The organism is Bacillus sp. EB01 (assembly GCF_000613125.1).
Classification (GTDB): Bacteria; Bacillota; Bacilli; order Bacillales; family Cytobacillaceae; genus Bacillus_D.
Map to the genome: position 1 here is coordinate 1,121,268 of NZ_HG964497.1, position 14,637 is coordinate 1,135,904.

General features: G+C 43.0%; 15 protein-coding genes. 5 read left to right on the top strand and 10 right to left on the bottom strand.

Annotated features, from left to right (window positions below; translation table 11 throughout):
* Window positions 1-64 precede the first annotated feature (64 nt).
* Window positions 65-1,222: a chromate efflux transporter gene (chrA, locus tag TY16_RS05110; protein WP_231505682.1), complete on the bottom strand. Its 1,158-nt coding sequence runs from the start codon at window positions 1,220-1,222 to the stop codon at window positions 65-67.
* A gap of 235 nt (window positions 1,223-1,457) precedes the next feature.
* Here chrA and plsY point away from each other — a divergent pair, with 235 nt between their 5' ends.
* The 4 genes from plsY to TY16_RS05135 all read left to right on the top strand — a co-directional run bounded on the left by plsY (window position 1,458) and on the right by TY16_RS05135 (window position 5,372).
* A complete protein-coding gene (gene plsY / locus TY16_RS05115) occupies window positions 1,458-2,051 on the top strand; it encodes a glycerol-3-phosphate 1-O-acyltransferase PlsY (protein ID WP_043930704.1) in 594 nt (197 codons plus the stop codon).
* Between the two features lie 251 nt (window positions 2,052-2,302).
* Window positions 2,303-3,409 (top strand): ATP-binding protein, encoded by a 1,107-nt coding sequence (locus tag TY16_RS05120; protein ID WP_052342603.1) that lies wholly within the window; start codon window positions 2,303-2,305, stop codon window positions 3,407-3,409.
* 93 nt (window positions 3,410-3,502) lie between these two features.
* Entirely contained in the window at window positions 3,503-3,691 is a 189-nt protein-coding gene (locus TY16_RS05125) for a hypothetical protein (protein ID WP_043930705.1), read from the top strand.
* 541 nt (window positions 3,692-4,232) lie between these two features.
* Window positions 4,233-5,372: a CapA family protein gene (locus TY16_RS05135; RefSeq protein WP_043930708.1), complete on the top strand. Its 1,140-nt coding sequence runs from the start codon at window positions 4,233-4,235 to the stop codon at window positions 5,370-5,372.
* 95 nt (window positions 5,373-5,467) lie between these two features.
* On the opposite strand, the gene TY16_RS05140 is transcribed toward TY16_RS05135, so the two are convergent.
* The 8 genes from TY16_RS05140 to acnA all read right to left on the bottom strand — a co-directional run bounded on the left by TY16_RS05140 (window position 5,468) and on the right by acnA (window position 13,615).
* Entirely contained in the window at window positions 5,468-5,761 is a 294-nt protein-coding gene (locus TY16_RS05140) for a hypothetical protein (RefSeq protein ID WP_043930709.1), read from the bottom strand.
* A 13-nt stretch (window positions 5,762-5,774) separates the two neighbouring features.
* Window positions 5,775-6,212, bottom strand: coding sequence for an acyl-CoA thioesterase (locus TY16_RS05145; protein WP_043930710.1), 438 nt, complete (start codon window positions 6,210-6,212; stop codon window positions 5,775-5,777).
* Window positions 6,209-8,509: an AAA family ATPase gene (locus TY16_RS05150; RefSeq protein ID WP_043930712.1), complete on the bottom strand. Its 2,301-nt coding sequence runs from the start codon at window positions 8,507-8,509 to the stop codon at window positions 6,209-6,211. Before TY16_RS05150 ends, TY16_RS05145 begins: the two co-directional genes overlap by 4 nt.
* Before the next feature lie 190 nt (window positions 8,510-8,699).
* Window positions 8,700-8,939 carry a small acid-soluble spore protein Tlp gene (gene tlp, locus TY16_RS05155; protein WP_043930713.1) on the bottom strand — a complete coding sequence of 80 codons (240 nt, stop codon included), beginning with the start codon at window positions 8,937-8,939 and terminating at the stop codon, window positions 8,700-8,702.
* Between the two features lie 459 nt (window positions 8,940-9,398).
* Window positions 9,399-9,542, bottom strand: coding sequence for an acid-soluble spore protein N (locus TY16_RS05160; RefSeq protein ID WP_043930715.1), 144 nt, complete (start codon window positions 9,540-9,542; stop codon window positions 9,399-9,401).
* Window positions 9,543-9,604: 62 nt separating this feature from the next.
* Window positions 9,605-9,736, bottom strand: coding sequence for an FbpB family small basic protein (locus TY16_RS05165; RefSeq protein WP_043930716.1), 132 nt, complete (start codon window positions 9,734-9,736; stop codon window positions 9,605-9,607).
* Between the two features lie 173 nt (window positions 9,737-9,909).
* On the bottom strand, window positions 9,910-10,434 hold the full coding sequence (locus tag TY16_RS05170; protein ID WP_043930717.1) for a peroxiredoxin family protein: 525 nt from the start codon (window positions 10,432-10,434) through the stop codon (window positions 9,910-9,912).
* Window positions 10,435-10,906: 472 nt separating this feature from the next.
* A complete protein-coding gene (acnA, locus tag TY16_RS05175; protein ID WP_043930718.1) occupies window positions 10,907-13,615 on the bottom strand; it encodes an aconitate hydratase AcnA in 2,709 nt (902 codons plus the stop codon).
* A gap of 498 nt (window positions 13,616-14,113) precedes the next feature.
* On the opposite strand from acnA, the gene sspO reads away from it, so the two are divergent.
* Complete coding sequence (gene sspO, locus TY16_RS05180; protein WP_043930719.1) at window positions 14,114-14,263, top strand: small acid-soluble spore protein O; 150 nt, start codon at window positions 14,114-14,116, stop codon at window positions 14,261-14,263.
* A gap of 48 nt (window positions 14,264-14,311) precedes the next feature.
* On the opposite strand, the gene TY16_RS05185 is transcribed toward sspO, so the two are convergent.
* The gene (locus TY16_RS05185; RefSeq protein ID WP_043930720.1) at window positions 14,312-14,572 is read right to left on the bottom strand and encodes a hypothetical protein; all 261 of its coding nucleotides are present in this window, start codon (window positions 14,570-14,572) and stop codon (window positions 14,312-14,314) included.
* Window positions 14,573-14,637 lie beyond the last annotated feature (65 nt).

The following is a 14,637-nucleotide window of genomic DNA, read 5'->3' on the forward strand; positions in this document are numbered from 1 at the left end:
GTACATTTTTCAGAAAAAAATACCATTATTTTGCTTGCAGGCACTGGCTAGACTAAGACATTCGCTAAAAAATAATTTGTCCTATACCGGCTCCTGCGGCAACGACCAGCCATGGCGGAAGCTTCCAAAAGGAGAGCAGGCAAAAGGCACCAGCCAAAAACGCTGCATCTGTTGAAGATGAAATTGAGCTTGTTAATACAGGATCGTAAAAAGCAGCACCAAGCAAGCCTACAACAGCAGCATTCATACCCATAATAGCAGATTGCACCCCTGCTTTTGTCCGAATCAGACCCCAAAATGGTATGATGGCAACCAATAAGAGAAATCCTGGCAGAAAGATTGCTAATGTAGTAATAACTGCGCCGCTCCAGCCCGATATAGCTGCGCCAAGGTAAGATGCAAACGTGAATAATGGTCCTGGGATTGCTTGGGCAACACCATATCCGGCAAGAAACTCTTCTCTTGAAACCAGACCTCCTGCGACAACCTCCTGATCCAGCAGTGGCAAAACAACGTGCCCGCCGCCGAAAACCAGTGACCCAGTCCTATAAAAATCAGAGAATAATTCCAAGCCTGGAACCCCTTTGCTTAAGCCAGGCAAAAAGAGTAGAATGCTAAGGAACAGAACGGCTGATATCCAACCGGTTTTCCGCGTTACGTGTATAAAACCGGTAGCAGGAGTGGCTGAGCCCTGTATCTTAATAAATGCATATCCTGCCGCAGCTGCGCCGACTATTAGGGAAAGCTGAGTGAACGATGATGGATAGAGCAACATAATAATAGCAGCTATTAACGCGATTGTACCTGTCAGTTTGCTTGAAGCAAAATTCTTGGCCATTGAGGATATTGCTAAATAGACAACCGCAGCTGCAACAATTTTCAATCCATGAATCCATCCAGCTTCAACAGGAGAGAAGAATCCGATTAAATGGACAAACAGTGCCATTATTAGGAATGATGGCACTGTAAAGCCCAAAAATGAGATAACCCCACCCAGAATGCCTGCCCGTAACATTCCGACGCCGAAGCCAACCTGGCTGCTTGCTGGTCCCGGCAAGGCTTGGGATAAAGCTACAAGCTCAGTAAACTCTGTTTCCGACAGCCATTTTTGCTTCTTGACATACTCTTTGTGAAAATAACCAATATGGGCGGTCGGTCCTCCAAACGACGTACAGCCAAGTTTAAAAGTTACGAGAAAAAGTTCAATTAAGTGTTTGCCTATTCTTTATCACTCCTTATTGTCATCCTACCAAAAATAGGTTCTTTGTGAGAAGTAGGCAGAATGGCTTTTCCCCTATTAATTTTAAGTTTAAAATAGATACATATTGCGAAAAATGGTATTTCATAAGAAAATGGTAAAATAGAAATAACTTCTTTCCGCAGTATGCATTTATCTATTTTGGGTAACTCGTGAGGCTTAAGATTACATAATTTGTTGGGCAAAAGGAGAAAAATGAATGGTTGAATTAATTTTACTTTGTTTACTTGCTTATTTGTTAGGCTCAATTCCTTCTGGCCTTATTATCGGCAAAGTGTTCTATAAAACTGATATCCGCCAGCATGGCAGCGGCAACCTCGGGGGGACGAACACGTTCAGGACTCTAGGGAAAAAGGCAGGCTTTGTCGTTACCTTTGCAGATATTTTAAAAGGCACATTGGCAACTGCATTGCCTATACTTTTAGATATTGATGATATCCACCCGCTCTTAACTGGCATGCTGGCTGTCATCGGGCATATGTATCCTGTATTTGCAGGCTTTAGAGGAGGAAAAGCTGTTGCTACTTCAGGTGGTGTTCTTCTTTTCTATGCACCGCTTATGTTTGTTATCATGCTAGGAGTTTTCTTCCTTTCTCTCTATATCAGTAAGTATGTTTCCCTCGCTTCCATGATGGGCGGGGTAGCGGCGGTCACCTACTCTTTAGTTGTTCCGCCACGGGATGTCCCCCTAATTATCATTGTCCTTTTATTAACTACGTTTGTTTTTTACCGCCATCGGGCTAACATCGGCAGAATCATCAATAAGACGGAACCTAAAGTAAAATGGCTGTGAGAATATCTCACAGCTTTTTTATTGTGTTAAGAAGGTATAAATAGGCATAAAATTGAAAAAATTGTCCGTTTTTGGAGAAAATTATCGAAATTTAACGAAAGATTTGTATATTCGTACGATTGTAGGCATATGGATAATTCTGTATTATTAAACTGAATAGCTAATAAACTTTTATTATTTCCCTTTTATATAAAAGATAAACCAAGTTTTATATATTTTTTTCTATCCTAAAAAAAGGATGGCGTTGGTAAATGCATAAAAATTTTGTGAGTAACATACCTTTCCCTTGCTTTGTCCTTGATCAGGACTATCACATTTTAGTTATATCTAAAGGAGCAAAGCCAATTTTTTCTGTTGATATTGCAGATTCCTTTTTCGATATGATTGCACCTCCCTATCACCAGAAGGTATTATCATTCCTGGAGTCCTCTGAAGATAATAGCTTTATTGAAATCCCGTTAATGGATAAGTGGGATCATATATATTATCAAGTCTTTAAAACAAGAGATACATCAGGAAATATTCATATTTTTTGTCACCTAATATCAAAAGAAGCGGCCCAATTACGAGTTGCGATGGACAAGATGGAAAAGAAAATGTCTGATTTTAATATGGAACTCCTTCATAGAAAGAAGAATATAGAAGAAAAGGTCCAGGAAATCCGCCAGGCTGAGATTGGGGCAGGATACCGAGAAAATATTGGCAAGCTTGCTGCCGGTATTGCTCATGAAATCAGGAATCCACTCACCACTGTTAAAGGATTTATACAGCTGCTTAAACCTCAGCTGAAGGAATTGGGCAAGGAACAATATGCGAATATTGCTCTTGATGAATTAAACAGGGCTAATGAGATAATCTATGAATTTTTAAATGCAGCCAAGCCCGCTTCTAACCAGGCTAGAGATACAACCTACAACACATTGATCAGAGAGATTATTCTGCTATTCGAAAGTGAATCACTTCTTAGAAATATAGAGCTCACCTCTTCTCTTTCCAACAAGGATGCACTTCCAGTCCTTGAACCTGGCCGTCTTAAACAAGTGCTGGTCAATATGATTAAAAATTCAATGGAAGCCCTAGACGGATTTGATACTGAAAAGAAAAAACGAATCATGGTTCAATCCAAAATCGCCGGGGCTAATTTCATTATTCAAATAAGTGACAATGGCAGCGGAATGGACCAGAAAACCTTATCCAGCCTGTTTTCTCCGTTTTTTTCTACAAAAGAGCATGGGACTGGTATAGGATTAAGTGTCTGTTTAAAAATAATTGAAGATGCTGGCGGAAACATTACGGTAGAAAGTACTCCTGGCAACGGAACGACATTCTGTATAGCTCTTCCCCTTGCAATCAGTTAATTTTCATGAATCGTTCAAAACCTTCCCGGTATTGCTTAGAATCATCCTTTACAATAGTGGTATATGCATCCTTAATTGAAAGGAGATTAGAATATGCAAGGGATTCATGTGATTAAAGAAGAGATGGCGTTCTCGACGGTGGTCCTGCCCACCGGCCCGAAAGATGAGTTCAAAGTTGAATTTTTTTCATATACACCTAACTGGGAAAACTCCGCGTCACCGGTAAAGGTGACAACGAATTTTGACGAATTAATTAGCTTTTTTGAGGAACTGGAAGAATAATATTTTTTATAAAATTCGCCAGTTGGCGGGCCAATGGCGAGGATTGCATGTATGGGCTAAAGGTATATCCTTTCCTTTAGCCGATAAAAAATGGTGTCCCTTCATTTGGGACACCATTTTATACTTTCAGGAGCTGAAACCTGCCTTTACCAAGCACATCCTTAACGTAATCCAGTTTGGTGTCGGAAAAGTACACAAAATCCTGTTCATGGATGACCATTTTCAAGTCCTTGTATTCAAATTCCAGGTCATTCGATAATTTCTGCTCTTCCAGAGACAGATTAAGCTTTGGCCCGCCTCAGCCTATTCCCATGGCCAAGCGGAGAAATAGCTGTTCATCTTCTTTTGCTTCCTTTTGGATCGCATTTGATAAGGTTTGATAAGCACTTTCTGTAATAGTAAACATTAGAACCACCCTTTGGAAAATGACTCCTATTTCACCCTAAACGTTAGGATGCATGTGAGATAGGGAAATCTTCTATTAATGATAAAGTACTTCGCAAATCTGTGAAAATGATTTGCTTGAACTAGGAGGATCCCTATGATGAAATCACCGATTTTTAAGCGAATAGCCGCGATGGGAACTGTCCTGTTTTCTGTTTCCCTTTTTAGCGGCTGCGCAAACGAACAGCAAGCTAGGCCAGAGCCTCAACCTCATCAAGAACGTTCTTATGAGGTCCAGGCCAAGACGTTTGAATCAAAAATGACACTTGGGGCAATTGGAGATATTTTAATACATGACCTGGTATATGAAGATGCAAAAAAAGCAGAGGGCTATGATTTTAAACCAATGTTTAAACCTGTCAAAGACATGCTGAGTACCCCTGATATCCTGACTGCCAATCAAGAGAGCCTGGTTGGAGGTGAGGAGCTTGGAATTACCAGTTATCCTAGCTTCAATAGCCCCTTTGAGCTCTCAGAAGCAGTTATGGACGCAGGTGTCGACATCGTTTCGACAGCCAATAATCATTCTCTTGATAAGGGTTACCGGGGTGTTGAAGCGCAGATCGCCTATTTTAAAAAAATTGGCCTTCCTTTTGTCGGGACAGCCACTAGCCAGGAAGCTAGAGACAAAATTGTCACGATGGAAAAGAACGGCATCACGCTTGCCTTTTTATCATACACATATGGAACCAATGGTATCCCGATTCCTGAGGGTAAGGAGTTCTCTGTAAATCTTATCGACCGTGATTTGATGAAGGGCGATATTGCCAGGGCTAAAAAAGTCAGTGATGCAGTTGTGGTCAGCATCCACTGGGGTAACGAATACCAGCGCTACCCAGTTGATGAACAAAAGAATCTCGCTCAATTCCTGGCCGACTCGGGTGCGGATATCATCTTCGGATCACATCCGCATGTATTGCAGCCAATGGAATGGATTGATGGCCCAAATGGCAAAAAAACCTTTGTCATTTACTCGCTCGGTAATTTTATTTCCGCCCAACTCCGCGATTATAAAGACATAGGCGGCATGGTGACTATAGAAATTACAAAAAAGATTGATGAAAACGGCTCACACATTGCGCTGGCAAAGCCAGACTTTTCACCTACCTTTGTCTACCGGAAAAATGGCCGAAACTTTCGGGTTGTCCCCATGGAAAAAACGGATGCTTACGGTATTGCCAATCCTGAAGAAATGACCGCTGAAACTATGGCTCATATGACACAATGGCTCCGTTGAAATCGGGGCTTTTTGTGCAGGGTCGGAGCTGCGAGATGGAGTATGTTAAAAGGCATAAAAATAAAATAGGCGGACCAATTCAGTCCGCCTGCCAATCAATCCAAAAGTTGTGCTTCCAAGCCTTCTGCTTCTAGTATTTCCTTTTCTCTATAACCAATCAGGTCAAAATGGGAATAGCCATCGGGTCGGTGATGGATCCATTCCTTTTTTAAACCATATTTCTTTCCCCATTCCGCGAGCTTCTCGATATTATGGCAGCCTGCTTTTGTAACGGTCTTGCATCCCGGGAACCGGTCATCAAGCCAGTAATGAGTCAAAAATGCAATTTCTCCGCTATCGATTTTTCTTTTCCATTCCGTAACATCTTTCCGTTTCAATCCGAATGCCAATGGCCTTCCCCCTTCACTCTTTAACAAGGACGGGTTTTTTTGCCGCTTCCTCGTATGCTTTGTGCCAATCGGGGTATTTCTTTTTTAAAGAAATGGGCTTGAATGTTTCCCTATTGGCGCATATATGGACAGAGCTGCCTGTAACAGCCAATTCCCCATCTGTTGTTAATATCTCATAGCCGTATTTCACTCTAAAGCCGTTATATTCCTCAACCCATGTCTTAATTTTAGCGGTTTGTCCGTATCGTAACGGTTTCTTATACGAGGCCTGTATATCGATTACAGGCGAAATAATCCCGTCCTCCTCCATCTGGGCATAGCTGAATCCTAAATCCCGTATGAAACTCGTCCGGCCAATCTCCATCCATACAAAGTAGTTGGCATGGTAAACAACGCCCATCTGATCTGTTTCTGCATAGCGGACCTCAACGCTCGTTTCACTGATCATCATTCTTTTTCCCCTTTTCGTATTTTCTCTAAGGCTTTCTGTACATCTGCCAGGCCGAGCTGTGAGAGCTCCTCGGCATCGGCTGAATCAATGTCATCCAATAACGAGAGCCTCAAGGACTGGGCCTGGACCGCCTCCTCAATAAGATTCGCGGCAAACCTTCCATTTCCTGAAACCAACGAATCCTTGAGAGATTCAAGAATATAACCCTGCGCATCTTTGGAAAGCCTGTATTGATAAGTTTCTGCATAGTTTATCATAATTTCGAGAAGTTCCTCTGTATTGTAATCGGGAAAATGGAAGAACTTTTTAAAGCGAGACCGTAACCCAGGGTTGAATTCCAGCAAAGCCTCCATCTGTTTCGGATAACCTGCAAGAACAATAACCAAATTTTCATTATGTCTTGTCATTTCATCAACAAGTGTATCAATGGCTTCCTTGCCGAAATCGCCACCTGACGTACTTAGCAGTGAATATGCTTCATCAATGAACAGGACTCCTCCCAGTGCATCTCGGACTTTCTTTCTCGTCTTCTCGGCTGTTTGGCCGACATAACTGGCGACTAGGTCCGCCCTGCTGGCAATCACCAAATGGCCACGTTTTAAAAAGCCGTTTTCTTTTAAAAGCTCAGCATAAATTTTTGCGACGGTTGTCTTCCCTGTCCCGGGGTTTCCAGTAAATACTGAATGCAGCTGAATTGGGACCGATGGCAAGCCGCTGTCTCTTCTCATTTGCTGGAGTTTGACGAAGGCAGCCTGGGTTTTCATCTCTGCTTTCAAGGAATGCAAGCCAATCAGGCGGTCCAGTTTTTCCAGGGGACGGTTGCGGTTTTCCTTGACTGGCAGTTTAAAGTCGTTTCCGTCTAAAATGGAGAAGCGGAGAATGTCCAACATGTTGTCTTCTCGTGCTGCTCCCTTCCTGAAAATGGCCTCAAGAACAAGATTATGAACAGTTCTTGCGTTACCGAACGTTTCGTCTACCCTTTCACGTTCAAGACGTTCCTCCAGTGCGATTTTTGCCCTTTTTGTTAATAAATAATCATTATCCTCGGCAATTTTTCCGGCGATTGTAACTAATTCCTTATTCGTATAGTCTCGAAGGAAAATTTGATTCGATTGAGGAAAACGGCTGCGCAGGCCCGGGTTCGCATCGAGAAAACTCCTCATTTCTTCAGGATAACCCGCCAGGATGACAGCGAACTTCCCTCCAAATTCCTCTCCGGTCATCAATGAAACGAGGGTGTCGATGGCAGCCTGTCCATAATCGTTCCCGGTCTGGCCTTCCCGTTTTAGGCTATAGGCCTCATCTATGAACAAGACTCCTCCAATAGCGTTACTCACTATCGAACGAACGTTTTCTTCAGTCTGGCCGACGAAAGACCCTACTAACTGAGATCTATTTGTTTCTATAACCTCTTCCCTTGGTAAAAAGCCAAGTTCGTGAAAGATCCTTGCCAAAAGTCTGGACAGTGTTGTTTTTCCAGTGCCCGGGTTGCCGGTAAGGACAAAATTAAGACTAAGCTCATCTTTCATTTGGAAGCCAAGGTCTTTACGCTTTTTTTGAAACTTAAGGTACTGATAATAATCTTTGACCCGATCTTTAACAGTTTCAAGACCGATCATCTGATTTAATTCATCGATCGCATTCACTGTTGCTTCATTTTCTGCCTCAGTGGATTCTGCAAATTGGCTTGCCCATTCTCTTTTAATTGCCTTTACCTGTTCAAGTCTAGTTGACAATTCATCAATATAAGCCGCTGTGTGGAAAACTCCTGTAATCGATTGTTCGTATTCCTCGGCAGCTTTTAAAAGTTCGCTCGTTGATTTGATTGCATCTAGCATCAAGTTATAGAGCTTAGCCTGTATAGGGTCCAGTGCGCCTTGTAGCGAGTGGTCCAATTGATCAAGCTGATCATCAGCCTGTTCAAGGAAATTTCGGCAAATCATTATATATTCTTCGGCAATTTTCTTTTTGGTCGTCCGATTATCCGTTTCCCTGATAGGGGGAAAATCCAGAGAATCTAAAAATGGTGCCGCAGTGCGCCATGTAGTTTTGCTTAAAAAACCTTGTGCTTCGAGATTGGATGGATCCAGTTCTGCAGCGCGTTTCATCCATACAATTCCGAGCCGATCCTTTTTGTCTTTATGGAGGCGGGATTTTCCAGCCATTGTGAGCAAGTGTGAAATCTCATTAGTCTCAAGTTCTCTATCATGCTCCATTATGTAAGCGAGTATCTCAGCCTCGTCATTGATGTAACCTTTTTGTTCCAATTCACTTTTCCATATCGTTTGCTGCTGCATAGTGCCTCACTTCTATTAAATGTTTTTTACTATCGTACCATATTGTGTACAATGCTGCGAAAAGTGCGCTTAAAAGGAAAAAAGACCCCATTTAAAGGTCTTCTTTCCTGTTGATTAAGTCTTCTGACGGGTTCCCTGCCCTCTTATTTAGCAGGGGAAAACAATTAGATAAATATAGTGGCTAAACCAATTATTCCAGGTTTTGGCCGTTCGCGCGGGCTTCATCTTTAACTTCGGCCCTTAATGCATCCAGGCTTTCACGCCTGCGTGCATTTTTTTCTTCTACTTGCCTTCTTGTTTCGGAACTGTCAGAAAGGGCAGCGGTTTCTTCGGCTGCTTCCATATTTTCAATTGTGTTATGGATCATTTGCTGAAGCTTTTCGACGTTATCACTGCGGTCATCTGGCTTTGGCTTGTTTCCAAATGGCATGCTATTTCCTCCTTCTGTTCTTCTTTGGAATCAAGCTTATTTTTTACGGTTTGACGAAAAATATCAGCAGTTTTTTTGGAAATAAGAAAAGCGCAGGCGCCTTCGTGACAGGCAAAGATCGCTCCTCGAGCCAGGCAAAGAGCGCCTGTCTCTGCGATGTTAATTGCACGGATGCTTTCCTTTGTGTCCCTACGATAATTATTCTTAGAAGCTATCCTTAGTGGTCAGCGCCGTATGGACCGAAGTACCCTTGGCGTTAGGCGCTCCTAGAAAATCCTCATTACGCTATCACGTAATTTCGTGCGATGCATTTTCGGGAAGCTTTCCTTGTGCTATCGCTTTTTCTTCCTTCGATGTTAATGCGCCAAAGCTTTCCTTGTGGATATAAACAAGAAAAAGCCCTGGTAATTAGCCATGGCTTCTCCCCTATACCTTACTTGTGCCGCTTCTTGCGGAAATTTATTCGCCTTTAGTTTGGATTACTTGGGCGTGTTTACCTGAAGTATCGTTCATTTTTTTTCCTTTATTTCCGCTAAAACCTCTTGGCTGAGTCCCAAGATGGCTAGGTACATGGTGTTTGCTATCGCGTTTTGGATTTCCCATCTTCATCCCTCCTGCAATTATTTTTGCCTTTGAGGTAAAAAAGATGAGTGGTAAACAATGTGTTATTCAGCCTTGCCGAGGCGCTTGGCTTCTAATCGAAGCTCGATTTTTTCCATGGCTTCATGATCTTTCAGAAGCTGGCTTTTATTTTCGGAAACAAGCTCAGCAAATGTCCGTTTTCGTGGCTTTCGCATGGTATCACCTTCCTTACTACTATTCTAACAGTAAGTATGCCCGGAATCGCTTTCAATTATTACAACTTTTTGAAAATTTAATCGAGGGAATAACTGGAAGTGAAATACCATATATCTTTTGATTATTCATGGAACCAAAAAACCGCCAGGAGTGAACCTGACGGCTTGTTTGTTTATTGGAGGTCTTCCACATACTGGACCATAGCATCATGAGGCATTGCCCCTATGAATTTTTCCTGGATAACCCCATTGCTATCAATGAAAAATGAAGTAGGAATTGAAACAACTTGATATTGTTGGTTCACCTTATCTTCTTCATCAAGAAGAATCGGAAAGGTTATTCCATTTTCATCAATGAATCCCTGTACATCAAGCTGGGGGTCGATATTTACTGCAAGGATGACAAGATCTTCAGAAGCTTCTTCATGTAGCTTCTGCATGTCGGGCATTTCTTTTTTACAAGGTGCACACCAGGTTGCCCAGAAGTTCAGCATGACCTTTTTGCCTTTCAACTCGGAAAGTTTGACGGTACCACCTTTTAATGTTTTAAGTTCAAAATCCGGGGCTTTTACACCTGCTTCAAGTATTTGAGCCGAAGCATCTTTTGATGGCTCTTCTTTTTTATTGTCAAGTGATACAAACATGGCAATGGCCATCAATGCGAGTATTAGAACGCTGGCTATCCACTTTTTTGCCATTCTAGCGCCCCTCCTTTTTAACTACTATCCCGATTTTACACTATCTAAAGAGAGGAAATAAAGGTAATTGCACAAGAAATCGTGCCGATACTGTGACAATGGGTTTCGTCATTCATGGTAGTTGATTCGCGCTCCGGGATGCTTGCGGACCTTAGGGGCGGGCGGTGAGCCTCCTCATCGCTAAAGCGATTGCGGGGTATCACCTGTCCCACTGTTCCCGCAGGACGTTGAGTAAGCTCCCAAGAAAAAGCATCGCAGGAGAAAATGCGTCTTTTGCATTTTCGAACGAGTCTCGCACCCTCCGCTCCAATCAACTAAATGCCAATCGTTTTCTATTCCAATAGCAATAAAGTTTACGAAAACAGCAATAAACATATCCTTTACAAAACAACTAATAAAAAAGTAAGTACGTTGAAGACTCCAACAAATAAAGACACCATACGATTGTATGGTGCCCTAAAGTATAAAAAGTTTATGCCTTCAATTTTTCACGAAGAACCATTGGAAGGATACCGCCATGGCGATAGTAGTCAATTTCAACTTCAGAATCGAAGCGGACAAGCACTTCAAATTCTGTTACGTTACCGTCTTCATCGACTGCTGTCACTTTCAGAAGATCACGAGGGCGAACGTTCTCATCTACTTGTACAGTGATGGTTTCTTTTCCTGTTAGCCCAAGTGTTTCTGCACTTTCGCCTTCCTTGAATTGAAGCGGCAGAACGCCCATCATAACAAGATTTGAACGGTGAATACGCTCAAAGCTTTCTGCGATGACAGTCTTAATTCCAAGCAGGTTTGTTCCTTTTGCAGCCCAGTCACGGGAAGAGCCCATTCCGTAATCTTTACCGGCGAGAACAACAAGGCCTGTGCCTTCATCTTTGTACTTCATGCAGGCATCGAAAATTGTAGTCACTTCACCCGTTGGCCAGTAGGTTGTAAATCCTCCTTCTGTGCCAGGAGCAACCTGGTTACGGATTCGGATATTGGCGAAAGTACCGCGCATCATGACCTCGTGGTTACCACGGCGTGAGCCATATGAGTTAAAGTCGCGTGGCTGAACACCTTTTTCAAGCAAATATTTACCTGCAGGAGTGTTTTTGCCGATTGCCCCAGCCGGTGAAATATGGTCGGTTGTGACGGAATCGCCAAACTTGGCAACAACTCGCAGGTTTGCAAGAGGCTCAACCTTGCCTGGCTCAGGAGACAAGCCTTCAAAATAAGGCGGGTTTTGGATGTAGGTAGAATCCGCATCCCAGCTGTAAAGCGGCTCATTGCTCGTCTGGATTTCATTCCAGCGCTCGTTGTCACTGAAAACATTTTCATATTCTCTTCTGAATAATTCAGGAGTAACGGTTTGTTTAACTACTTCATTTACTTCTTCAGTTGTTGGCCAGATGTCCTTGAAGTAAATATCGTTTCCATCGCGGTCCTTGCCGATTGGCTCAACCTGGAAGTCAACGTTCACATTACCTGCAAGTGCATACGCAACAACAAGTGGCGGAGAAGCAAGATAGTTAGCTTTTACTAATGGATGGATACGTCCTTCAAAGTTCCTGTTGCCTGAAAGGACAGACGTAACAAGAAGATCGTTATCCGCAACTGCTTTTTCGATTTCCTCGCGAAGCGGTCCGGAGTTTCCGATGCAAGTTGTACAACCATAACCAACTAGGTTAAATCCAAGTTTTTCAAGGTATGGAAGCAAGCCGGAATCACGGAGATATCCTGTAACTACCTTCGAACCAGGTGCCAGTGATGTTTTAACGAACTTTGGTACTTCCATTCCAAGCTCGACAGCTTTTTTCGCTACAAGTCCCGCTCCAACGAGTACGTATGGATTGGATGTATTTGTACAGGAAGTAATCGCCGCAATAGCGACTGCGCCTGTCTTCATTGCTGTCTGGTCGCCGTTGTTGAAGTTTACGGTAACTTCCCTATCAAGCTCCTTCTCCTTTAACCCGAATCCCTGGTTTCCTTGAGGGGCGCTGACGGCTTTGACAAACTCTTCTTTCATTTTTGAAAGAGGAATCAAATCCTGCGGGCGCTTAGGGCCGGACAGGTTGGCTTCAATACCGCTAAGGTCAATTTCAACTACATCGGTGTAAACTGGTTCAATCGCTGGATCAAAGAACAGCCCATTCGCTTTGCAGTATGCTTCAACGACGTTTACTTGTTCATCATCACGTCCAGTTAGGCGCATATAGTCAAGAGATTCGTTATCGATCGGGAAGAACCCGCAAGTTGCGCCGTATTCCGGAGCCATGTTGGCGATTGTCGCACGGTCCGCAAGTGGCAGCTGCGATACTCCAGGTCCGAAGAATTCAACGAATTTACCGACTACGCCGTGGCTTCTTAGCACTTGTGTAACCTTCAATGCAAGGTCAGTCGCAGTAGCGCCATTTGGAAGGGTGCCTACAAGCTTGACGCCGACTACTTCAGGAACAGGGAAATAAGACGGCTGGCCAAGCATTCCTGCTTCAGCTTCAATACCGCCTACACCCCATCCTAGAACGCCAAGGCCATTGATCATCGTTGTATGCGAGTCTGTCCCGACTAGAGTATCAGGGTATGCTTCCAATTCTCCATCTGCTGTCTCGGCAACATGGACAACATCTGCCAGATACTCCAGGTTTACCTGGTGGACTATACCAGTTGCAGGCGGTACAGCGCGATAGTTATTGAATGCTTTTTGTGCCCAGTTCAGGAACTGGTAACGCTCTGCGTTACGCTCGAATTCAAGAACCATGTTGGCTTCAAGTGATCCAGGGCCGCCGTATTGATCAACCTGTACAGAGTGGTCAATGACAAGATCGACAGTCTTTTCAGGATTGATTTTATCAGCGTCACCGCCCAGGTCTGCTACTGCCTTACGAAGCGAGGCAAGGTCAACAACGACCGGAACGCCAGTGAAGTCCTGAAGGATGACGCGTGATGGTTTGAATGGAACATCCACATCACGGACTTCGCTTGTGCCCCATTTTGCTAGGTTTTCAACATGCTCCTTTGTGATGACACGGCCATCATTCTGGCGAAGCACCGATTCTAAAAGAACTTTAATGGAATAAGGCAAGTTTGCAACTTTGCCAGCGCCTGCTTCCTCAAGAGCAGCCAGACGGTAGTAATGGTAGCGTTTACCGTTAGCCTCAAATGAAGAGCGGGCATTAAATACATCATGATTTGTCATATGTAAACCCCCTTCTTTCTTCAACACAATAATATAGTAAAAAATTCTAAAAGTCGAAAAGTTTGAACTTCTCCCATCCTCCACGACTTTTCGCACAATTATATCGTAATATAACGAGATTGCTATGTAAATAATTAGAATGTTATTGATTTCAATAAGTTTTTCTTATACCAAAAATAAAAATAGCTCTGTATTTTTGTTTTTGGGGTATTTTTCACAATCTTTAAAGTGAGTGGCGAGCCAATCCGTAAACCTTCTGCCTATGGAGGTTCCAAGGCTCTTGATCTGTCCGGGCGCTATTAAACTGCCTGTAAACTGAAGTTCTTAGGCTCATATAAATTTTTTGTGTACAGTTGCTGCCATACTCTTTTTTGTGGTTTTTATCTCAAAATGGGTCCGCTAAATCGTTAGGTGTAAAAAAACAAATAAAGTTATGGTAAAAAAGCAAATCATGCTTTTTGTGAATAAGGAAAATATATAAATAGGGGGTGATTAATCGTGGCGAAAAAAAGAGCGAATCATGTGCGTCCTGGTATGAACGCGGCCAAGGCACAGGGTATGGGTGCTGGATATAACGAAGAAGCTGGAACTGAGCAATTAACGGAGATGGAAAGGCAAAACAATAAAAAGAGGAAAAAGAATCAATAGGCAGCAATAACAGTTAAAGGAACAAGCGAGTGCTTGTTCCTTTAACTGTTATTGGAAATTATTCACTTCATCAACAATAGACCGTAAATCCTGCCGGAATTGTTCCAGCTGGGCACGCTGATGTTCAGATGCGACTTCTAGGGCATTTTCTATTTGTGAATATGCTTCATTTACTTCATTTTTCAAATGCTTTAGTTGGTGGCCGTAGCTTGCACTGTCTCTGATAATTTCCGTATAAAGTTCGTGAGCTTCTTCGTATCCTTGCTGGGCCGCCTGAAATGCTTGCTGTTTATTCTTATGGTAAGGCATCGTGTTGTCCACTCCTTAAATAGGTTAAGCATGTACCGCGTACCGTTAAAGTGTGCACTTTGCAT